The sequence below is a fragment of the Legionella drancourtii LLAP12 genome (assembly GCF_000162755.2).
GTDB classification, from domain to species: domain Bacteria; phylum Pseudomonadota; class Gammaproteobacteria; order Legionellales; family Legionellaceae; genus Legionella; species Legionella drancourtii.
On the sequence record NZ_JH413832.1, the window covers coordinates 71,697 to 91,133 of the forward strand.

The following is a 19,437-nucleotide window of genomic DNA, read 5'->3' on the forward strand; positions in this document are numbered from 1 at the left end:
TTGCGATGAATCCATTGAAAATGCAGGAACTGCTTTTCATATTGCGGGCTTAGCACTACTAGCCACCGTTGTTAGTACCTTATTGGCGGTCATTAGTTTATTTCATACCCCTCTTTTGTTTTTTACGCGCACTGGAGCAACTTTAGCCGGTTATGTTGCTTTCTCGCCAGAAAAACAAGAAGAAAAACCAAAACAAATAGAATATGCAATGAACTTTTTTATTTAATGCCAGTTTTGGATAAGAAATCGAGTAAAACTTTACTTTTCTACGCTCCGTTTGGGCTGAGAAGGAATCAAGCTCGGTTCTGATTTTTTATTCAGTACGACGTTATTTAGATTAGGCGCTGATGGTGGTGACGTTTACGTTGTGTAATATCGTAACAATAGAGGATGATTTAATAATGCTTACTTAGGTTGTAAATTTGACGAACTGGTTTTTTGTGAGCATAATGGGTTATTTTAATTCTCAGGGGGATTTTATGTTTGGTTTATATGGTGATCGTGAAGTTAATTATATATTTTCCAATCATAACTCTAGCGTGGAAGGTATCGCATCCAGAGCCTATGAACTCTATAAAAAACGTCCAGGCTTTTTTACCCCATATAAAAATGGCAGACATATTGTCGGAGGAGTAGTTGCTCCGCTTATTTACCCGGTTGCAGGGGTGGTTCTGGCAGGCTATTCCTTGATTGTTTCGGCTATCGCCTCCGTTGTTTTCGTTGGGAGTTTGCTTGTTGCAGGAGGTGCTTATTTGTTAGAAAATACTGCCCTTTATAATGATGCTCAAGGCATAGCTGGTTGCGCTTTGAAGTTTACCGGCGTGGCGCTTTTAACAGCAGCTATTTCTACGTTACTTGCAGTTCTAAGTATTCCCCATGGTATGGCTCATTTGGTAACTCGTTCTGGTGCCAGCATTGCTGCGTTTACTACGGGTTATAGCGATGGTTATAAGGAACCTGAGGAATTTAAGGATTCCGATCACACGATAGGCTTTTTTTAAATTAACTTGAGGTTTAGGTAACGCTTTATTTCACATCGATGACTCACCTTAAGTTAATGGAAACTGCCCACTAAAGCTTGCACCACTAAATCCCATCCATCGATTAAAATAAATAATAAGATCTTGACGGGCAAAGAAATGCTCATTGGCGGCATCATCATCATGCCCACTGTCATTAAGATTCCTGAAACAATTAGATCAACCAATAGAAACGGTAAAAAAATCATAAAGCCAATTTGAAACGCGGTTTGTAATTCGCTTAATAAAAAGGCAGGGATGAGTTGATAGAATTTAATTTTTTCCGCAGAAGAGGGCATGGGTTCCTTGGCTAATTGCAAAATGACGTTCATGTCTTTTTCTCGCGTTTGTTGCAACATAAATTTTTTTAATGGTTTTATTGCATTATTCAAAGAGGTTTCTGTATTCATTTGATGCGCTTCGTACGGTAGATATGCCTCGTTATAAATTGTTTTGGCCACGGGCATCATCGTAAATAAAGTCAGGAATAAGGACAAACTAATAATGACAGTATTGGGTGGGGTCTGTTGTAAGCCTAATGCATTACGCAACATCGAAAGGACAACCACAATTCGTGTGAATGAGGACAACATGATTAAAATACTAGGCGCCAAACTTAACACAGTAAGCACGGCAAAGGCTTGCAGAGCAGGGGATATATTATCCTGCTCCAAATGGATAGGGCCGATGTTTGTTCCTGCTAGGCAGGCTAAAGGGGCGCTTAATAAAATAAACGTGACAATAAATTGTTGAATCTTCATAAGGAAGGTTTTCCCTCGTGTAAGGGGTGAATGGCCAGAGCATTTTGATTATCGGCAATTAAAAAACGTTGACCTTGGTAATCAAGCACATAGATTTGCGTTTTATGGTTAATGGGGATTTTTTCAATAATCAGGTTTTTGCCGTTGTTCGTAGTTAAGCCCTTTGATTTTTTGGCTAGAACAAGTAGGGCGACTAATAAAATAGCAAGCACTAATAGGTAGGGAAACCAATGTACTGTACTTAGCGGTTCTTTTTTAAAAGCTAACGTACTTTGCGCATGCAATACGCTCGATAAAAAAAATAAAACCGTGGATTGGGCTATACGCCATAGTGGCGCCGTATAGCGAAGGCTTTTTTTTGATCGTTCGGATTGATGAAGCGTTTTAGCGCTGTCTCGAAGCATTGTTCGTCTTGGCGCCAGGTTTTGATACGGTATAAATGCCTCCTTAGCTCGAACGGGGCTGGAGGGCCTTAACGGTTTTTGATGGCCATGGGTTATATGGCCCAATACTGTGCTCACATTCCACAATAAAACTTGGTCAATCATGAATAAATTTCCGTAATCTGTACTGCAAAATGATCTTCATGGCTCATTAACTCCCCACGTGCAATAACGCGCTCATTAAGCACAATCTCTACAGGCTCATGAGTCTTTTGTTCCAAGTGCAATTCCTGTCCCGATTTAAGTTCTTTCAACTCGGCAATCGTCAGATTTAAAGTGCCAATACGCACGGTACATTGCACTTCAATATCCCCCACTAAACCCAAATAATTTTTATTAATGAACTGTCCTTCCGTTTGTTGCGGTGGGTGTTCCGTTAAATTTACTTTTTTTACCGTAATACTCATGATGACCTCTTTAATACAATTGATTTATGGTGCGCGGAGTAACCTAATTCTGCTTGTGCCAATAGCTCATTTCCACAGATTAGTCTTAGGGGCGTACTTAATGGGTGAGTGGTTGAGAGTACGTCACCGACTTGTATGCCCGCTAAATGGTTTACTGATAATTTACTAGGGAGTAATTCCAGACACAGCTTAACCGTATGCTCTGCTAAAGCCTCATCCAGAGAGTCTAGCATCACCAGCGTTTTCTTCTTTGGCAATTGTTGATAGACCCAATTTGGATTTAGGGCCAGGGTAAAATGACTTTGCGCACAACTAAGGCTTAGTAACAAACTGGTCGAGCCAGCATAAAACCAGTCGGAAATTTCGCCAGTATTTTGCTGCAGCGTACACAGTTCGCTTTTGCACAAGGCACTTAGTAAGCTCAGCCCAAGTTTTTGGCTGGTGGCATGAAAACTGGGTTTATCACAATTAAATAAAGCGTAATTGAGCACCGTTAAATAATCGCCTGCAACCATGGCTAAATCATCACTCGCTTCCTGTAGTCTTTGCGCCTTGAGCACCTTGTAGTCTTTGGGGGTTGGGCTTAGTTGCAGACTAAGCGGCATGAGCGCGTATTCTTCATTCCAATCCGCTACGACCTGACTAAAATGTTGATTTAGCGCCTGCAGTTCGGAGGCATTAATTAAGCGATATGGCTTCATGATTTAGATTCCAATTCTTCTAATAATTGCTTGTCTATGTCCATGATTTGCGAACAGGCCTGGAACATTCTTTGTAAAACAACGATGTTCGCAAATTCGGCAGTGGAGTCGACGTTGGAGGCTTCTAATTCATTTGCTCTAATGCATTCAAAACCATTGTTATTCGGTCGCCCATAATGAATGCCTCTATTGGTTTTTGCCCGGAAAAAATTATCTTGGGTTTGGATAAGGTTATTTTCCATGTCATCGAAGCGCGCAAGACCAACATGAATGCCTTTAATAGTTTGTCCATTATCATAGTAATAGGCTATTTGCCCTTCCTCATCGAAGGACCAATAACTTTGTTTGCCTACGCCATAGCCATCATTGTAGTCAATTTCGATGTTCGTTCGTTTTTCATTAGAAAATGCACCTTCTACTGTGTCTAGTTGCACGGAATTAGTACTACCATTATGTGCGCTTCCAAAATAAATATTAACTTGTTTGCCATTTAACCCAAATTGAATGCTGTCTTTTCCAGGTTCTGCTCCTGAACTAGAATAAGCAAACTCTATTTTTTGATCGTAATAAGGAGTTATATCTACATCTTTATCGTCACAATGAACATCCTCTAATACCCAAAATTTTTCTAGGTTATACTGTTCTCCCAAAGGCGGTTCATTTTTAAATTCAAAGGTGACTTTATGCGCTTTGCCTTGGGCATCGTAAATTTTATCAAGCGTTAAGACCACATTTTCATATTTATTTTTTTTCTCAGTTGGAGCTTTAGGTGTGGGATCCGGTATGTTGGGATCGGGTATGTTGGGGTCGGTATTTTTTTTCTCATCGATTAGATGAGCAACAAAACTTCCTTTGAGAAAAATATCACGACTTGCTTTCCCGGGCGTCGTTTGCGGGCCTTTCTCATGAATCGGTGCCAGATTTCCTGCGCTATCATAACCCTGGACTTGCCCGCCTGTTTTGCGATCAATTAAGATCCCATCTTCAAAGTTAAAATGCCCATCACGGGTATAAACAAATTCATTATTTTTTAATTTAACCACAAAAAAACCATGACCTACGATTGCCAAGTCAGAGTCCCCCATGCCTTTTAAATAATTCCCCGGGCCATAATTAGTCCGCATCCCACTAACACGAACACCATGCCCCATTCCTTCTTCACCCTGGCCATTGCCTAATGAGGAATAGAAGACATCGCTGCGTTTAAAGCCATGACTTTGCATGTTGGCGATGTTGTTTGAGGTATTTTGTAAGCCGTAGCTCGCGGCAAGCATTCCTGATAAGCTGCTATAGTAGGTATTACTCATTTATTTTTCTACCTCATAAATATGGTTTACGTCTACCCAGGGCTCGCCGCCATTTTCCCTTTGGATTCTTACTTCGGGCATTTGCTCCTCTGTAAAACGGATGGCTTCTACCAGGCCGTATCCCTCTTCGCCAGTGATTTTCACACTATGACCTAATAAACTGAGCCCACGATTGCCATAGTGTAATTGTATTAACTTCATTAAATTTTCATTGCTTGCGCTTGCTTGCTGCAATGTTGAAAACTGGGCCATTTGTGCCATGAATTCACGGTTGTCTATTGGTTTTAAGGGGTCTTGATAGGTTAGTTCTTGCATGAATACTTTCATGTAATCCGCCTGGCCTACATCCACGCCATTAACAGGTTCAGTCATTGTTTACTCCATTAATAATTAAACGGCTTAATACCAAGCCTTTTTGCTTTAAATGATTCTGGATTAGTTGTATGAGTTTTTTTTGTTCTTTTTTGTCGCATGAGTGCAGATTTAAGGTGAGTTCTGCGTGTTCGCCTTGGATAAATAAGTGGTTATTTTTAAATTGGATGCGGCGATTTAGACTCTCGTTTACCCATTTTATGCTGTTGTCTTGGTTGTTTGTCACCTGGGTCGTTTTTTTATTGCTGGTGGCCAGGGGGAGCGTTGATTGCTCTAAAGCTTGTATTAACGCATGAATTAACGGCGCGAATTTTTTTGCGCAGGCATCATAGTTTTCTCTATAGGGGCCGAGGTCATTTAATTGCGAGCGCTCTTCCATCAGAGCTGTTGGTTCTTGTTTGGTTGTTGTCGCAAAAATCGACGTTTCTGTAGTGTCCATTATTGGTTGTTGTTGTCGGTTTTCTTGGGGGAGGGCATCGAAATGCAAACGGGATTGTTGCAATTGTGTTTGGTGCTGCCAATAGTATTCATCCCCAGTGCTTTGTTGGGTGGGACTAATTAATTGTTGCCAGTTGGGTTCTTTGACCCAGTCTTCAGATTCACCTAACCAATTGCCAAAATTGGCAGGGTGTGGTTTTTTTGTTTGCGCTTGCTGCTCGCTAGTCCACGGAGCTAATTCGTCAATTTTCATAGTGATTCCCTTTTTTGGATAACCCATTCGTCCAGTGCATTATCATGTGCTTTTTTCTGTTGTTCGTGGTGACTTGATTCTTCGCGCTCTAAGTACTTTTCCAACATCTTTAATTCGGTTTTGACGCGTTGTATTTTTTCCTTTAATTTGCGTTCGACATCCTGATGATTTTTTAGTTCGGCGCTTAACTCATCTTTTTTGTTTGCTTCCTGGGTCATGAAGTTCAGTCGATTCATTTCCAGCTCAGGGTTAATCACTAAAGACTTTGGGCGCGCTTGATTAATGAGGCCATCAATCGCCTGAATTTGCGTGGTTAGCGACTGAGACTGGGTTTGTGACTCGTGTAAATGTAGATTAAGTTCATTAAGTTGCCAGTTTAATTTGCTCATCAGGGCATTGAGTGGCTGATTCATCGTAAAATATCCTTAAAGCGGTGCATGAGTTCATCAAAGGATAAAAAGTGGTTTTTATCTTGAATGAGGAGCTGGTTAATGGCCGGAAGTCGTTCAACTGCCTCATCTAAAAGCGCATTATTTCCTGGTTTATAAGCGCCCACTTCAATCAAATCCTTATTCTGCTGATAGAGGCTGAGCGTGGCGATGATTTGATTGATAAGCTGTTGTTCCTCTGGCGCGACTATGTGTTTGGCCAGACGTGAGACACTTTGCAGTATCGATATCGCGGGATAATGCCCTCGTTGCGCTAATTCTCGGGTCAGCACAATATGACCATCTAACAAGGCACGCATGTGATCGGCTAGTGGTTCATTAAAGTCATCGCCTTCGACAAGTACCGTGTATAAGGCACTGATACTTCCTTGCTCTTTAAAATTTCCCGTACGCTCAATGATTCCTGGGAGCAAGGCAAAAACACTGGGGGTATAGCCACGAGCAGTTGGTGGTTCGCCTAAGCTGAGACTGATTTCTCTTTGTGCCATGGCAAAACGGGTAATTGAATCCATAAACAACATGACCTGCTTACTTTGCTGGCAGAAATATTCAGCAATGGCCGTTGCTGTATAAACCGCCTGGCGGCGCATTAAGGCGGATTCATCACTGCAGGAGACGACCAATACGGATTTTTTTAAGGTAGCCTCATCCAGATGATTCACGATAAAGTCATTTACTTCGCGGCCACGTTCGCCAATCAGGGCAATGACGTTAATCTCACTTTGCAGATTTTGCACCATGGTTCCGAGTAAGGTACTTTTACCAACACCACTGCCGGCGAAGATGCCTATTCGTTGTCCTTTACCTAGAGGAAGGAGGCTGTCTATGGCTTGTATTCCGGTAGTTAGGCGTTCGTTGATGGGCATTCTGGTTAATGGATTGATTTTTTTATTTTTAGTTAAAACCCGTTGTGTGTATGTTAGCTTAATTTGTTCATCAATGGGTTGGGCAAAGGCATCGACGACATGTCCAAGTAGTGCTTCGCCAACCGCAATGCTAAGATGATTCCCGGTGGCTCTTACTTTGTAGCCCATACATACCTGGACTGAATCATATGGCATCAGGTAGACTTTGCCTTGCTCAAAACCAATAACCTCTGCTTGCATGACGGTTTGCTGGTTTTGATCGAGAATGTCACAGACCTCACCGATAAATGTTTGGGGTGGGCCATTGGCAACCAGTTTTAAGCCCACAAATTGCTCAATTTCACCTAAGCGCTCGATTGCTTGCAGAGTGTTAAGCCAGGGATGCATGCTGTCCTCGGTGTTTGAGTTGTATAAGCACTTCTTTTAACTTGTCGATTTGTTTTTCGATGCTGGCATCAAAAACACCATGATTCGTTTTTATCACATAGCCCCCTAAAATAAGTGACTCATCGCTTTTGATTTTTAAACCATTTAAATGAGTTGCATCTAATTGAATGGCGCCATTTTGCAGGGCCGTAATTTCTTGTGGGTGCAGGCACAGTTCAACATGGTGCTTATTATTTAATTGGCCAAGTACCTGATTAATTTGTTGTCCCAATGCTTGGGTATCTTTTTGTTGCTCAATAAAAAATTGTTGGGTGATAAGCAAAACAATATCGGCAATTTCATTGTTTAAGTCGCTACGATTTTGGGCGATGGCTTGAGGAATTGCTGCAAGGCTTGCCTGCAATTGCTTTTTGAGTTGCTCTAGTTCTTTTTCATTATGGGTACGTTCTTCATTTTTTCCTGCTAAATATCCTTGCTCATAAGCTTCTTTTTTGAGCTGCTCTATATGTGCTTCATCGACTTGGCGAATTGACTTTTCTGGTTCAGGGGCAAGTTCTACGTTGGGCTGATTTAAAAATACTTCCTCATTACTGATGACGGCTTTTTTGTATAATTTAGCCATGTATGGTCTCCAAGTGATCTTGGAAGCTAAGTTGTGCTTGCCATTGTTGAAAAACGAGCGACTTGGTGGCTGGTTTTAATGCCTTAACTTCGGTTTGCACTAGTTCGTTGATCGGATGTTTTTGGGGACAGGTTGCCAAAAATTGCTGTTCCCAGCTAAATTGTCCTTGTTGGAGAATAATGGCGATATAAAGAGGGTCTTCTTGATGCAGTTGCTGGCAAGCTTCGGGTAAGGGTATTTCTTGCTGAAGCATCGGTATTTGTGGGGCGGATAGTTTGCGAAATTTACGCGCATCACGGAGCAATGAATGGCCCTGCAATTTATTAAATTGCGCATTTTGTTTTGCGGTGAGCTGTTTAAGTACCCACTGTTGATCTGTATGTGGGAGCTTGGCAAGATTTAATAAGATTTGTTTCAATTCATTATTCATGATGATTTAACCATTGTGTTAATTCGAGCAAAAGCTGTTGGCGTTTTTTTTGGCGGATGCTCCGGAGCACTAGAGCGCCCGAACTACTAAGGGCGATGAAAAAGAGTAAAGCAAGTATTGCCTGCCATTGTTTATCCTTATCCCAATATGTGTGCATGGTTTCCCAAAAACTAATCGTCATGGCCGTTTGCGGTGTTGCATTCAAGATAGGCGAGGGGCGTTTTGTCGAGAACACGGGTTGTGCAATTAGGGCTTCAACACTAATTACATCCCCACGTTTCTCATTAAAACCAACGGTATTTTTAATTAATCGTTGTACTTGAGCAATGGTTTTGGCATCGGTATATTGGGGTATGACAACACTAATCGACAAGCGCTCAATTGTACCGCTGGCACGCTTGAATAATTCTTTTTCACTGCCAAATTCATAGGTTTTTTCCAGCGTTAAATCCTGATTGCCTTTTTGTTTTCCTTTTTTATCGACCGTGGAATGTTTAATTTCTTTTTCGTGAGTAATTTGTCCTTTGGTTTGTGGTTTAATTAATTCACGTTGCAGTTCATCGTAATTAATTTCGGCATTGATTTTTACCATGACCTGGTTTTTCGCAAAGATTTTGTGGAGCATTTGCGTTACTTTATCATTCAGATAGTGTTCTATATTTTTTTTACTGGCAAAATGAGTAGAAGAAAGGTCTTCTTCTGTCTGTGACAGTGTATTGCCATTTTGATCCACCACGACTACATTTTTTAAGCTCAAATGGGCGACACTGGCCGCGACCAATTGTTGGATACTGCGTACCTGTTGGTTCGTTAGCGCTTGTTTTAAATGTAAGGTTATTGCCGCTTTAGGTTGGTTCTCTTCGTGATCAAATAAATGAGTTTCAGGAATAACCAAATGCACCCGTGCTTGGCGTATTTCATCAAAACTGGATATAGTGCGTTCGAGCTCACCTTGTAATGCCCGTTGGTAATTAATTTTTTGTGAAAAATCCGTCATGCCAAAATCATTTTTATCAAACAATTCAAAGCCAACATTGCCGGCTAATTGCAAGCCGGAGCCCATGATCTTGAGCCGGGTTTTGGCGACTAAATCTTTATCAATTAAAATATCTTGGCCGCCATGGCGTACTTGATAAGAAATATTCTCTTGTTCTAGCTGGCTTAAAACTTTATTGGCATCTTGCTCGTCTAAATGACTAAACAAGGTGGCATAAGAAGGCGATAACGCCCACCAGCTAAGCGCGATGGTAGCCATAAAAATTAAGGCAAAAGATAGAGTTAAACTTAATTTGCGTTTTAATTCTAAGTGATTAAACCAGTGCAAGGCAGTTTGTAAATAATTCACGTTAAATTTGCTCTCTTAATAAATCTTGATAAGCACTCATCAAGCGGTTACGAATTTGTTCCAAATATTGAAACGAGAGTTTGGCCTGTTCCAGGGTTAACATGGTTTGGTGTAAATTCTCTGTATGTCCACCGGCTAACTCATTTAACGCCTGATCGGCCGTATTAAGTTGCTCGTTGGTGTTGCCTAGTTTTTCCGCGACCCAAGTCGAAAACTGAATTTCTGGTTCTTTGCTGGTTTCCACACTGTGGACATTCGGTTTAAGAAATATATTATCAAGCGCATCAATTCTCATCGCTCATCTCCTATGCTTAAGGCTTGTAAATACAGACTGTGTGCACTGTTTATTATTTTAATATTGGCTTCATAAGCACGTGATGCACGCAGAAGGGTAGTCATTTCATCAATGGTACTTACGCCGGGGTAATTCACATAACCTTGTTTGTCGGCTGCGGGGTGTCCGGGCTGGTACACTTTGCTGGGCGGAAGATTTTCAGGAACCACCTCAACTGAATCAATGCCCATTTCCTGGGGCTTATCAACCAGTTCAGCAAATGATTTGGCTGTGGTTACTACTTGGCTTGCTTGAAAGAGCGAGCCGTCAGCCTTTTGTAATGAGTGTTGGTTGGCAATGTTGTTGGCAACTACATCAACACGTAATTTTTCTGCATTCATACCTTGGCTGGCAATGGCGTAAATTTGAGCGTAATTCATTATTGATTATTCCCTTGTAATGCGAGTTTCATGATGGCTAATTTTTGATTTAATCCTTTTACAAGCGCGCGGTAGTGGGTCATATTTTGCACGTTTAAGGTCATTTGCTCATCAATAGTCGATTGATGATCGCTTAGCTGGTAGTGGGGGGGAATGATCGCTAAATCACTTGCTTCGCTGCTTAAATGATTTTCATTTAATTGCTGCTCAAAATTAACTTCCAGCGTTTGATAGCCTGGGGTATTGATATTGGCAACATTATTGGCAATTGCGGTTTGACGCATTAAGGTTGCATCTAAAGCCAGGCTGATTAATTGTATGGTTGCATCTGAGTTCATCATAGTTCCTTATTGAATAACTAATTCAGCATGTAATGCACCAGCTCGTTTTAAGCTTTCCAAAATCGCAATAATGTCGCGTGTTGACGTTTGTACTTTGGTTAACGCGCTGATGAGATCGGCCACCGTGGCCCCTTGTTTTAATTTCACCGTATTGGCCGTATGCTCACTGACATTAATATTGGTGGACGGCGTAATGGTGGTGCGCACCTGCCTTCCCATGTTTTGGATTAAGGTCGGTTGCGATACCTGGTAATCGGTGGAAATGGAGACTTGTAAATTGCCATGGGAAATAGTTACCGCGTCAATGCGTACATCGGCACCGGCAACAACTACACCGGTGCGTTCATTAACGACTACTGTTGGTAGATTGTCCGGTGTAATCACCACATTTTCGAGTTGGCTAACAAAACGAATAAAGTGTTTTCTTGCCGGGAGTGGTGGGTGGATTTCAATATCCTGCGCAGAACGCGCCAGGGCGGTATTCTCGCCAAATTGTTTATTAATCGCCGCTTCAATGGTATCTGCCGTGGTAAAATCCGGGTGGTTTAGAATGAGGTGAATCCCGCCTGTTTTATCGATCATATCATTGTAAAGCGTTTTTTCTATGATGGCGCCACCAGGTATTAAACCGGTGGTGGGATGATTTTTTTGAATCACATTGCCATAAAGATCGTATTTAAAGCCACCAATAGAAATCGGGCCTTGGGCCAAGGCATAGACTTGATTGTCCGTTCCTTTGAGCGGGGTGACCAGTAAGGTGCCGCCTAATAAACTTTTCGCATCTCCTAAAGAGGCAACGTTAATATCTATTTTATCGCCTTGATGAGCAAAAGAAGGGAGGTTCGTGGTGATGATCACCGTTGCCGTATTGCGACTATTTATTTCATTCGGGCTAAGTGTGACCCCAAAAGTTTGTAATAAGTTAGAAATAGCCTGGGTGGTATCTTTGTTGCGCCGGGAATCGCCCGAGCCTGCTAAACCAATCACCAAGCCATAACCGGTCAGCGGGTTTTCTTGCAGACCAGATAAGCGCGCGATTGATTTTAAACGTACGGCCGCATTGCTTGGTTGCCAGCCTATTTGGGCGATAAGTAGGATAAAAAAGAGTATTTTCTTCATTACACTAATCCTATAAACGACAGGATTTTGTAAATGTAATTACGATCTTGGGAGTTCGAGACAGAACCGGCACCTGTATAGGTAATATGTGCTTGTGCCAGGCGTGTCGATAAGATGGTATTTTGTGGACTAATGTCTTCAGGTCGAACCACGCCACTTAGCAAAATTCTTTGTTGTTCACCATTAATGGTAATCATCTGCAATCCTTCAACGAGGTAGGTATTATTGGGAAATACTTCTTTAATGCGCACCGTTAATGCAGCTTTGATTTTGCCATTACGCCCAGTTTTGGCGGCGGTACTTCCTTTGCCTTCTAAACCAAATTCCACCTTATGGTTATCGCGGTTGTAGCCAGCTTCTAAGACTGTTTTTATCTCTTTATGCGAGGAAAGATCAGCACTGGTTTGGGCATTGGATGTTTCAAGGACAATAACGGTGAGTACGTCCCCAGGCAAAGTTGCTTTGCGATCGGCAATTAAGGGGCGATAAATGTCTTCATCAAATAGGTTGACTGCCCAGGTTGTTGGCGATGCTGTGATAATAAGCAAGAGGCCTATTATTAATGTTGTCGGATGTGGTTGACCATATGCAAAAAATCTTTTCATTCTACAATCTCCGCTTGATTTTTGCCGGTCACTGTGGCGACAAAATATTTATTGGTTTGCGGATTTTGCATCCGAACGGCCTGGCCTAGATAAGCATCACTTTGTGCTAAGGCTTCCATCATTATGGAAATTCCATGTTGTCGTACATTCACGTTTACTTTGTGTCCTTGCATTACCTCAGGTGTAGTACGCACATCGTCATGAGTTAGAATCTGATTTTTATTTATTGAGCGTGTGAGCCAAACTCTTTGGGGGAATTGGGTTAATGGAGGATTTTTTAAGCCGGCAATATTGCGTCGTTGCAACGCTATGTCCTCGGAATGAAGCAGTGTATGCTGTTTTATTTTATGTTGCGCCACGAATACAGCCTGATAGGCTTTTACGGCAAACCACACAGGAATCGAGCGTTTTTTAGAGTTTAAATGAAGGCATACACGTTTTGCTATGGGGTATTTCTTTGGCACTTGCACGCTAAAATCAGTTAAGGGAATATCACTGTCTTTTAACAAGGTTTTACTGTTTAAGAGCACCTGACTGTAGGCTTGACTTTTAAGTTGCTGAGCTAAAGCCTGGCGGGCTTTATTTAAAAGATCCTGAGCCTTAGTACGGACTATGATGCGGATAATGGCTGTATTTTTTCCTTTCCATTGGTAGCTAAATACGCCTACTTTATTTTGTAGCCAGGTAATGATTTGTTTTTTGTTGAGGCGAGCGCCGTCTCGTGGTTGGCTATCCAATATGATTTTGCTCCAATGATGTGGATCTGGAGTAATCAGCAGTAAATCGCCAACACGCTTAGCCTGCGGTGTAATATGCGCCTGGAAACGCAGTACCGTTTCTGCCTGCGCTGGGAATATGGCCAATAAAAAAACTAAATTAATCGCGAATTTCATTAGTCAATTTTTCCAGTTCATCCGCAATTTGTACGGCTTTGGCATTGAGTTGGTAAACCCGTTGCGCCATAGTAAGTTGCATGAGCGAACTCACCATATCCACATTTGAGCCCTCTACTTGATATTGTGCCAAGGTGCCTAAACCACTACTGCCGGGATTGTCTATGAGTGGTTCGCTGGATTCATCGGTTAAGGTATAGGTTCCAGAACCTACCGGATTTAAGGTTTCGGGGTTAATAAATTTAGCTAATTGAATGGTCCCTAAAAGTTGCGGTTCAGGCTCATCAACCAGCGTTACCTCAACATTGCCATTGGTGTGAATGGTTAGTTGGGTGAAATCTTCGGGAATCTGAATATTATCTGCCAGTCTTAATCCTTCTTGCGTGGCAAGGTAATGATCGGCATCAACACTCAAGGCTGAGTTACGCGTATAAGCAATGCTGCCATCGGTATTAATTACCTGATAAAAACCTGAGCCATTGATGGCTACATCATTCCAGTTATTACTTGCTTTGAGTGGCCCATCAGTAAAGTCTTTACTCGATTTATAGAGCGCTGTGCCTAGTCCTAATTTGGCACTAGGCTGGTTATTAAATAAGGACTCTTCACCGTGAATGTTTTGATAAAGCACATCTTCAAACGTTAGCTTAGTGGCCTTGTAATTGGCGGTATTTAAATTGGCAAGGTCATTGGCAATGCGGTCAATGTGATATTCTTCTGCTTTAAGACCACTGGCCGCAATAGCAAGTGCATTAGACATTTCCTTCTCCTAACTGATTAATGGCAGTGGCTAATAAATTATCTGCGGTACGCATGATTCGTTGATTGGCTTCAAAATGGCGTGAGGTTTTGACCATATCCATCATTTCATCGATGGATTTCACATTGGATTGCTCAATAAATCCTTGATGTACTTGCGTGTTTGCGCCAACAGGAATGGGGGAGTCATCACATTGATAGAGGCCATTGCCGCTGTAACGCAACAATTGCGGCTGTTTAAATTGTACAATGTTTAATTGATCGACTTTATGGTGGTCAATAAATAGCGCACCTTGGGCATCGACTGTAAACGCGTGATCATCTACTTTAATCACCCCACCTTTTCCCAAAACGGTTTCTCCCGTTGCCGTTGTTAATTCGCCTTGATTATTTACTTGAAAATCACCACGTCGCGTATAAAAAATGCCTTGCTCGCCTTGTACTTGAAAATACCCCTCACCACATAAGGCAAGATCGGTGGGATTTTTAGTTTGATTTATGAGTCCTTGCGCTTTTAAATGCGATTGCTCTAGTTGTTGGGCAACCTGATTCACATTCGCTTGCAAATGCATATCAAAGCCGGCGTTTTCAATTAATTGTCGTTTAAAGCCAGGGGTGTTCATGTTGCTGATATTTTGACTGATGGATTGCAATTTTAATTGATCATAATCCATGGCCAGTTGCGTTGCAGTAATTGCATCAAACATACGATTTCCTTATTTCACGATACCAAAAGACTCCACCTGAATAGTGATGGGAATTTCACTCATAGCCAGCACCGTCAGGTGAGGAATCACTCTTTGTGTTAATTGTTTTATGTGTCTTCTTAGCATGGGTGAACACAGCAAAATAGGGCGCTTACGTTCGCCTAACATTTGTTCGACCTGATTTGCCAAGGATGTAATTAAGTTTTCTGTGACCTTGGGTTCCAGTGCTAAATAATCTTTAGCGCTAATACTTTGGTTTAGCTTTTGTTCCAGCGATGCTTCTAGCGTGAGTACATATAAATTGTTTTGATTGCCTAATAGTTTTTGGCAAATAGGCATCGCTAAGCCTGCTCTGACCAGTTCGGTAAGCTGAACAGGATCTGGCATTTGTTTGGCATGTTCCAGTAATAACTCCATAATTTGTTGCAAATGGCGGATGGAAACCTTTTCTTGCAATAAGATTTGCAGGATACGTTGAACATGACTTAAGGGCAGAAGCGCTGGGATTAGTTCTTCGCTTAGGGCTTTTATCCCGGGTTGAAGCAATAGTTTTTCTGTTTCTTCGCGAGTTAAGAGCTCAGCAACATGGGCATGAATGAGTTCATTAAGGTGAGTCGTTAATACAGTTATTGGTTCGCAAATCGTATAACCTGCATCAGTTGCTTCATGTTTATTCTGCGGCTCTATCCAGCAAGCAGGTAAACCATAACTGGGGTCACGTACTTCTAATCCAGTAATTAAGGCCTGGTCCTTATTTTTATTACGCGCAGAAAAAATGGCCAATACCTTATCCATATGCAGTGGATTGGTACCGGAAGAATTGCCTTGTATGGCAATTTGGTACAAGGGGTAGTTTAGTTTTTTATCATTTTTTATTTTCACTTCCGGTAAAACAAAACCCAAATCAAAGGCAATGCGTTCGCGAATTTGCTGAACAACGCGGAGTATCTGTTCTTCATGGGCTAATAAGGTGGTATATAGTTCTTTATTTAGATTAATTTCAATGGGATGAATACGAATTTTATCGTATAAATTTTCTTCTTCGGCTTCGGCAATTTCTTCTTTATTTGCCTTCATGGCAAAAAAAGTAATTAAAACGAAGAGTCCTAAAATGAGCAGTACAGGGACAAGAGGAATCCCCTTTAAAAATAAAAGACAGCTTAGGCTCAAACAAACCAACATTAAGCTTTTGGGGTAGGCGCTAATTTGTTTGGCAACTTCTGAACCTAAATGGGCATCCGTTGCCGCTCGAGTGACGATGATCCCGGTGGCCGTGGAAATAATTAAGGCGGGGATCTGGGTCACTAAACCATCGCCAACTGTAAGCAAGGTATAGGTCTGAATTGACTCGGATAAGCTAAATCCTTTTTGCAATAAACCAATGGCAAAGCCACCGATGATGTCCACTAAGATGATGAGGATTCCGGCAATCGCATCGCCTTTAACAAATTTACTGGCGCCATCCATGGCCCCATAAAAATTAGCTTCTTTTTCAATTTGTGCACGTCGGAATTTCGCTTCATCTTGCGAAATACTGCCCATATTCAAATCGGCATCAATACTCATTTGTTTGCCGGGCATACTGTCTAAAGTAAAACGTGCCGCGACTTCCGCAACGCGTTGAGCCCCATTGGTTACTACGATAAATTGTACAATAATCAGGATTAAAAAGACCACTAAACCCATGACGTAATTGCCATGAATAACATAATGCCCCATGGCTTCAATTACTTTACCGGCATGGGCATCAGATAAAATTAGCCGCGTTGCTGAAATATTAAGTGCCAGCCGAAATAGGGTGGAAATTAGTAAGAGGGCAGGAAAGGTCGAAAAACTTAAGGGTTTATCGGTGTAAAAAGTTAACAGTAAAATAGTTAATGCCCAGCTGAAATTAATGATCAGCAATAAATCCAAAAGTTCGGCCGGAATCGGTATAAATAAAATAAAGAGGATACTCGTGGCAAAAGCAATCATAATCATTTCGCTGCTGTTGCTGAAGAAGTTTGTTTTCATTGCTCCTTCCTCCGACGCGCATAAATTTCTTTGAAAATGGCAGCTGCAAAGGGATAGAGTTCTTTATTGATCCATTGATTGAGCTCAACAGAATGATAAAGCAGGCGGGCAAAGCTTTTATTCTCGATGATGGGAACGCCATGTTTTCTCGCCAATTCTTTCACTTGCGACACCATTTCACCTTGTGCTTTACAGACCACTTTAGGTGCGGGCATGCTGGTACGATCGTATTTTAAAGCGATGGCTAAATGAGTGGGGTTGGTAATGATTACATCGGCTGTTTTAACTTGTTTTAATGAGGCTGTTTTTTGGCGTAATTGTTGTTGCAACTGTTTGATCTTCGATTTTATTTTCGGATCGCCTTCTCGCTGTTTGTACTCATCTTTAACTTCTTGTTTGCTCATGCGTTGGTCTTTAGCAAATTTCCAACGCGTATAAAATTTATCAAGGACTGCCAGCAGTGAGAGTAAAAGGAGCAATTGAAAAATAAGGCTTAATAAAAAATGCATCATAAGGCCTGGATGCTGAGCGGTAGGTGTTAAGGCTAATGGTAAAATATTGGTAAGTTGATGCTTGAATGCAAAAAATAAGAAAATAAACGTACTCATCAATTTCAGGGTACTTTTTGCCGCTTCAAAACAGGTTTTTATGGAAAATAGTTTTTTAAATCCTTGCACGATATTTAAGCGCTTAAAATCAGGAACAAGTGGCGTAGTCGACCACACGATTCCCGATTGGGTCAAATTAGCAAGGATAATGGCCAGGACACCAGCTAAGGCAAAAGGAAGCCACTGATGGAGGAGTTGCATTAGGATAAATTGGTGTAAATGGTTGATGTTATCCAGACTAAATTGCATTTGTGCCGCAAGATAAAGAATATGGCGCAGCATTTCTTGAATTTCATGTAACTGCTTGGGCCATAGGGCGCTCATCATGCCTAACAGTACCAACAATGAAATACAGGTTGTCAATTCAGCGCTTTTGCTAACTTGTCCTTTTTCTTTGGCTTTTTGTAATTTATAAGGCGTTGCCTTTTCTGTTTTTTCACTCATGACATAATTTCCTGCCAAGTGTGAAAACATTGTGAAAATACGGTAGTGGTTAGAGGATTGATGTAATTTAACATCATGAATAATAAAAATAAACCGAACAGTATTTTTATGGGTAAGGTAAGAAAGTAGGTGCTGACTTGTGGCATATTACGGGTAATCAGGGCGCCACATAAATCGAGAGCAAGCAGGGCAATGATGATGGGGCTTGCGATCATAAAGGCCATGCTAAACATAAAGCTAAATTGCTTAATTACCGGTGTGAAACCCGCGAATAAGCTTAAGGTTCCCGGTGGAATAATGATAAAAGAATAAGCCAGGCCTTTAAATAACCACTGATGCCCATCCAAACTAAAAAAGAATAAGACCGCCAGCATGGATAATAAATGACTGGTTAATGGTTCCTGGCTGTGTTCACTGGGATTAAAAACGGCGGTAGCATTGTATCCTGTTTCACTATCAATGAGTTGTCCTGCTATTTGAAATATGGCAAAGGCGGCATACAGGCTAGTAGCTAAAATTAAGCCATTAGCAAATTCGGCAAGACCACCAAAGAGAATGGCATTATTGCTTAGCTCTGATTTTTGCGGGACGTAGTTAGCCAGCAGCATGCTCAAGGTGAAAATAAGGATTAGGCGTGCATGAATCGGCAGCTGACGTATTGCTTGAATGGGGGTGAACAGGAGTACAGTGCCTAAGCGAATTGTGATGAAAAATAAGCTAGTCAGCCAGGGCAGGGAGATGGTCATGGTTTTATCGCCCCAGGAATGCTTACAAAGATATGTTGCGCAAACTCAACCAATGAATGCAACATCCAGCTCCCACAAAGCATGAGCATCAGTACTACGGCCAAAATTTTGGGGACAAAACTTAAACTAGAATCTTGGATTTGCGTGACAACTTGAAGTATTGAGATAAGCAAACCACTAATTAGGGCGACTAGAACGACAGGGGCGGCAATCAATAAGGCATGCCACAGTAATTGTTTGCTTAAATAGATAGCTAAATCGTTAGACATCATCCCTTTCCATTAGTGCTAACTTGCAGTAATCCTTCTTGCATCAACAAAAACCAATGCAAGCTTACATTTTATCCATAGGTACTATATATGAAACACGGGAGGATTAAATCAAACTTAAGCGAGCAAAACAAGTCTATTGATTTAAAAAAATGAAAAAATTTTGCAGTATATGTAGATGTAATATTGGGATGATATATGCCATTTAGCATCCTTTTTCTAAAACATGCTATCAATAAGTCAGACCGGGAGACGGTTCTGGTTTTAACGCGATAGTGTGCGATCTGCGGTTTTCACTTCCTCAAGGTGGCTAACCACCGTGCCTACCCGGTCGCAGTGGCCGGCAGAATTAATGCAAAATCGACACCGAGACTAGAAGAGTCAGAAAAAAACACGCGAAGCATTGATTTGTTTTCAAT

26 protein-coding genes are annotated in these 19,437 nt (G+C 41.5%); 2 read left to right on the forward strand and 24 right to left on the reverse strand.

Going from position 1 to position 19,437, the window contains the following annotated elements; translation table 11 throughout:
* On the forward strand, positions 1 to 226 hold a 226-nt coding region (locus tag LDG_RS19700; RefSeq protein ID WP_040535610.1), incomplete at its 5' end, for a hypothetical protein.
* Between the two features lie 223 nt (positions 227 to 449).
* Positions 450 to 1,001 (forward strand): hypothetical protein, encoded by a 552-nt coding sequence (locus tag LDG_RS11620; protein WP_148263569.1) that lies wholly within the window; start codon positions 450 to 452, stop codon positions 999 to 1,001.
* 53 nt (positions 1,002 to 1,054) lie between these two features.
* Here LDG_RS11620 and fliP read toward each other — a convergent pair whose 3' ends face one another.
* Genes fliP through fliQ form a run of 24 tightly spaced genes read right to left on the reverse strand, consistent with a single transcriptional unit; the run spans position 1,055 to position 19,021 of the window.
* A complete protein-coding gene (gene fliP / locus LDG_RS11625; RefSeq protein ID WP_006871575.1) occupies positions 1,055 to 1,780 on the reverse strand; it encodes a flagellar type III secretion system pore protein FliP in 726 nt (241 codons plus the stop codon).
* Positions 1,777 to 2,328: a hypothetical protein gene (locus LDG_RS11630; protein WP_006871576.1), complete on the reverse strand. Its 552-nt coding sequence runs from the start codon at positions 2,326 to 2,328 to the stop codon at positions 1,777 to 1,779. The genes fliP and LDG_RS11630 overlap by 4 nt, the downstream gene beginning before the upstream one ends.
* Positions 2,325 to 2,630: a FliM/FliN family flagellar motor switch protein gene (locus tag LDG_RS11635; protein ID WP_006871577.1), complete on the reverse strand. Its 306-nt coding sequence runs from the start codon at positions 2,628 to 2,630 to the stop codon at positions 2,325 to 2,327. The genes LDG_RS11630 and LDG_RS11635 overlap by 4 nt, the downstream gene beginning before the upstream one ends.
* Positions 2,627 to 3,331 (reverse strand): FliM/FliN family flagellar motor C-terminal domain-containing protein, encoded by a 705-nt coding sequence (locus tag LDG_RS11640; protein WP_006871578.1) that lies wholly within the window; start codon positions 3,329 to 3,331, stop codon positions 2,627 to 2,629. Before LDG_RS11640 ends, LDG_RS11635 begins: the two co-directional genes overlap by 4 nt.
* Positions 3,328 to 4,638: a flagellar hook-basal body complex protein gene (locus tag LDG_RS11645; RefSeq protein WP_006871579.1), complete on the reverse strand. Its 1,311-nt coding sequence runs from the start codon at positions 4,636 to 4,638 to the stop codon at positions 3,328 to 3,330. The genes LDG_RS11640 and LDG_RS11645 overlap by 4 nt, the downstream gene beginning before the upstream one ends.
* Positions 4,639 to 5,010: a flagellar hook capping FlgD N-terminal domain-containing protein gene (locus LDG_RS11650; RefSeq protein WP_006871580.1), complete on the reverse strand. Its 372-nt coding sequence runs from the start codon at positions 5,008 to 5,010 to the stop codon at positions 4,639 to 4,641.
* Entirely contained in the window at positions 5,003 to 5,701 is a 699-nt protein-coding gene (locus tag LDG_RS11655; protein WP_006871581.1) for a hypothetical protein, read from the reverse strand. Before LDG_RS11655 ends, LDG_RS11650 begins: the two co-directional genes overlap by 8 nt.
* Complete coding sequence (locus tag LDG_RS11660) at positions 5,698 to 6,114, reverse strand: hypothetical protein (RefSeq protein WP_006871582.1); 417 nt, start codon at positions 6,112 to 6,114, stop codon at positions 5,698 to 5,700. Before LDG_RS11660 ends, LDG_RS11655 begins: the two co-directional genes overlap by 4 nt.
* Positions 6,111 to 7,403 (reverse strand): FliI/YscN family ATPase, encoded by a 1,293-nt coding sequence (locus LDG_RS11665; RefSeq protein ID WP_006871583.1) that lies wholly within the window; start codon positions 7,401 to 7,403, stop codon positions 6,111 to 6,113. The genes LDG_RS11660 and LDG_RS11665 overlap by 4 nt, the downstream gene beginning before the upstream one ends.
* Positions 7,387 to 8,025 (reverse strand): FliH/SctL family protein, encoded by a 639-nt coding sequence (locus LDG_RS11670; RefSeq protein ID WP_006871584.1) that lies wholly within the window; start codon positions 8,023 to 8,025, stop codon positions 7,387 to 7,389. The genes LDG_RS11665 and LDG_RS11670 overlap by 17 nt, the downstream gene beginning before the upstream one ends.
* On the reverse strand, positions 8,018 to 8,455 hold the full coding sequence (locus tag LDG_RS11675) for a hypothetical protein (protein WP_006871585.1): 438 nt from the start codon (positions 8,453 to 8,455) through the stop codon (positions 8,018 to 8,020). Before LDG_RS11675 ends, LDG_RS11670 begins: the two co-directional genes overlap by 8 nt.
* Positions 8,448 to 9,800 carry a flagellar basal-body MS-ring/collar protein FliF gene (gene fliF, locus LDG_RS18590; RefSeq protein WP_006871586.1) on the reverse strand — a complete coding sequence of 451 codons (1,353 nt, stop codon included), beginning with the start codon at positions 9,798 to 9,800 and terminating at the stop codon, positions 8,448 to 8,450. Before fliF ends, LDG_RS11675 begins: the two co-directional genes overlap by 8 nt.
* Position 9,801: 1 nt before the next feature.
* Positions 9,802 to 10,095: a flagellar hook-basal body complex protein FliE gene (locus LDG_RS11685; RefSeq protein ID WP_006871587.1), complete on the reverse strand. Its 294-nt coding sequence runs from the start codon at positions 10,093 to 10,095 to the stop codon at positions 9,802 to 9,804.
* A complete protein-coding gene (gene flgC, locus LDG_RS11690) occupies positions 10,092 to 10,514 on the reverse strand; it encodes a flagellar basal body rod protein FlgC (RefSeq protein ID WP_006871588.1) in 423 nt (140 codons plus the stop codon). Before flgC ends, LDG_RS11685 begins: the two co-directional genes overlap by 4 nt.
* Positions 10,514 to 10,855 (reverse strand): flagellar basal body rod protein FlgB, encoded by a 342-nt coding sequence (locus LDG_RS11695; RefSeq protein WP_040535614.1) that lies wholly within the window; start codon positions 10,853 to 10,855, stop codon positions 10,514 to 10,516. Before LDG_RS11695 ends, flgC begins: the two co-directional genes overlap by 1 nt.
* 6 nt (positions 10,856 to 10,861) lie before the next feature.
* On the reverse strand, positions 10,862 to 11,974 hold the full coding sequence (locus tag LDG_RS11700) for a flagellar basal body P-ring protein FlgI (RefSeq protein ID WP_006871590.1): 1,113 nt from the start codon (positions 11,972 to 11,974) through the stop codon (positions 10,862 to 10,864).
* Entirely contained in the window at positions 11,974 to 12,579 is a 606-nt protein-coding gene (locus LDG_RS11705) for a flagellar basal body L-ring protein FlgH (RefSeq protein ID WP_006871591.1), read from the reverse strand. The genes LDG_RS11700 and LDG_RS11705 overlap by 1 nt, the downstream gene beginning before the upstream one ends.
* On the reverse strand, positions 12,576 to 13,472 hold the full coding sequence (flgA, locus tag LDG_RS11710; RefSeq protein WP_006871592.1) for a flagellar basal body P-ring formation chaperone FlgA: 897 nt from the start codon (positions 13,470 to 13,472) through the stop codon (positions 12,576 to 12,578). The genes LDG_RS11705 and flgA overlap by 4 nt, the downstream gene beginning before the upstream one ends.
* Positions 13,456 to 14,232, reverse strand: coding sequence for a flagellar hook-basal body protein (locus LDG_RS11715; RefSeq protein WP_006871593.1), 777 nt, complete (start codon positions 14,230 to 14,232; stop codon positions 13,456 to 13,458). Before LDG_RS11715 ends, flgA begins: the two co-directional genes overlap by 17 nt.
* Positions 14,225 to 14,938, reverse strand: a complete 714-nt coding sequence (locus LDG_RS11720) for a flagellar hook-basal body protein (protein ID WP_006871594.1) — start codon at positions 14,936 to 14,938, stop codon at positions 14,225 to 14,227. Before LDG_RS11720 ends, LDG_RS11715 begins: the two co-directional genes overlap by 8 nt.
* 9 nt (positions 14,939 to 14,947) lie before the next feature.
* Positions 14,948 to 16,951 carry a flagellar biosynthesis protein FlhA gene (locus LDG_RS11725; protein ID WP_040535616.1) on the reverse strand — a complete coding sequence of 668 codons (2,004 nt, stop codon included), beginning with the start codon at positions 16,949 to 16,951 and terminating at the stop codon, positions 14,948 to 14,950.
* On the reverse strand, positions 16,948 to 18,003 hold the full coding sequence (locus LDG_RS11730; RefSeq protein ID WP_006871596.1) for an EscU/YscU/HrcU family type III secretion system export apparatus switch protein: 1,056 nt from the start codon (positions 18,001 to 18,003) through the stop codon (positions 16,948 to 16,950). Before LDG_RS11730 ends, LDG_RS11725 begins: the two co-directional genes overlap by 4 nt.
* Positions 18,000 to 18,749: a flagellar biosynthetic protein FliR gene (locus LDG_RS11735; RefSeq protein WP_006871597.1), complete on the reverse strand. Its 750-nt coding sequence runs from the start codon at positions 18,747 to 18,749 to the stop codon at positions 18,000 to 18,002. The genes LDG_RS11730 and LDG_RS11735 overlap by 4 nt, the downstream gene beginning before the upstream one ends.
* Complete coding sequence (fliQ, locus tag LDG_RS11740; protein WP_407635275.1) at positions 18,746 to 19,021, reverse strand: flagellar biosynthesis protein FliQ; 276 nt, start codon at positions 19,019 to 19,021, stop codon at positions 18,746 to 18,748. Before fliQ ends, LDG_RS11735 begins: the two co-directional genes overlap by 4 nt.
* Between the last annotated feature and the right edge of the window lie 416 nt (positions 19,022 to 19,437).

Excerpts from the sequence above, each read along its gene's own strand:
- LDG_RS11620 (WP_148263569.1), top strand. The coding sequence starts at position 450 with ATGGGTTATTTTAATTCTCAGGGGGATTTTATGTTTGGTTTATATGGT.
- fliP (WP_006871575.1), bottom strand. The coding sequence starts at position 1,780 with ATGAAGATTCAACAATTTATTGTCACGTTTATTTTATTAAGCGCCCCT.
- LDG_RS11630 (WP_006871576.1), bottom strand. The coding sequence starts at position 2,328 with ATGATTGACCAAGTTTTATTGTGGAATGTGAGCACAGTATTGGGCCAT.
- LDG_RS11635 (WP_006871577.1), bottom strand. The coding sequence starts at position 2,630 with ATGAGTATTACGGTAAAAAAAGTAAATTTAACGGAACACCCACCGCAA.
- LDG_RS11640 (WP_006871578.1), bottom strand. The coding sequence starts at position 3,331 with ATGAAGCCATATCGCTTAATTAATGCCTCCGAACTGCAGGCGCTAAAT.
- LDG_RS11645 (WP_006871579.1), bottom strand. The coding sequence starts at position 4,638 with ATGAGTAATACCTACTATAGCAGCTTATCAGGAATGCTTGCCGCGAGC.
- LDG_RS11650 (WP_006871580.1), bottom strand. The coding sequence starts at position 5,010 with ATGACTGAACCTGTTAATGGCGTGGATGTAGGCCAGGCGGATTACATG.
- LDG_RS11655 (WP_006871581.1), bottom strand. The coding sequence starts at position 5,701 with ATGAAAATTGACGAATTAGCTCCGTGGACTAGCGAGCAGCAAGCGCAA.
- LDG_RS11660 (WP_006871582.1), bottom strand. The coding sequence starts at position 6,114 with ATGAATCAGCCACTCAATGCCCTGATGAGCAAATTAAACTGGCAACTT.
- LDG_RS11665 (WP_006871583.1), bottom strand. The coding sequence starts at position 7,403 with ATGCATCCCTGGCTTAACACTCTGCAAGCAATCGAGCGCTTAGGTGAA.
- LDG_RS11670 (WP_006871584.1), bottom strand. The coding sequence starts at position 8,025 with ATGGCTAAATTATACAAAAAAGCCGTCATCAGTAATGAGGAAGTATTT.
- LDG_RS11675 (WP_006871585.1), bottom strand. The coding sequence starts at position 8,455 with ATGAATAATGAATTGAAACAAATCTTATTAAATCTTGCCAAGCTCCCA.
- LDG_RS11685 (WP_006871587.1), bottom strand. The coding sequence starts at position 10,095 with ATGAGAATTGATGCGCTTGATAATATATTTCTTAAACCGAATGTCCAC.
- flgC (WP_006871588.1), bottom strand. The coding sequence starts at position 10,514 with ATGAATTACGCTCAAATTTACGCCATTGCCAGCCAAGGTATGAATGCA.
- LDG_RS11695 (WP_040535614.1), bottom strand. The coding sequence starts at position 10,855 with ATGATGAACTCAGATGCAACCATACAATTAATCAGCCTGGCTTTAGAT.
- LDG_RS11700 (WP_006871590.1), bottom strand. The coding sequence starts at position 11,974 with ATGAAGAAAATACTCTTTTTTATCCTACTTATCGCCCAAATAGGCTGG.
- LDG_RS11705 (WP_006871591.1), bottom strand. The coding sequence starts at position 12,579 with ATGAAAAGATTTTTTGCATATGGTCAACCACATCCGACAACATTAATA.
- flgA (WP_006871592.1), bottom strand. The coding sequence starts at position 13,472 with ATGAAATTCGCGATTAATTTAGTTTTTTTATTGGCCATATTCCCAGCG.
- LDG_RS11715 (WP_006871593.1), bottom strand. The coding sequence starts at position 14,232 with ATGTCTAATGCACTTGCTATTGCGGCCAGTGGTCTTAAAGCAGAAGAA.
- LDG_RS11720 (WP_006871594.1), bottom strand. The coding sequence starts at position 14,938 with ATGTTTGATGCAATTACTGCAACGCAACTGGCCATGGATTATGATCAA.
- LDG_RS11725 (WP_040535616.1), bottom strand. The coding sequence starts at position 16,951 with ATGAAAACAAACTTCTTCAGCAACAGCAGCGAAATGATTATGATTGCT.
- LDG_RS11730 (WP_006871596.1), bottom strand. The coding sequence starts at position 18,003 with ATGAGTGAAAAAACAGAAAAGGCAACGCCTTATAAATTACAAAAAGCC.
- LDG_RS11735 (WP_006871597.1), bottom strand. The coding sequence starts at position 18,749 with ATGACCATCTCCCTGCCCTGGCTGACTAGCTTATTTTTCATCACAATT.
- fliQ (WP_407635275.1), bottom strand. The coding sequence starts at position 19,021 with ATGATGTCTAACGATTTAGCTATCTATTTAAGCAAACAATTACTGTGG.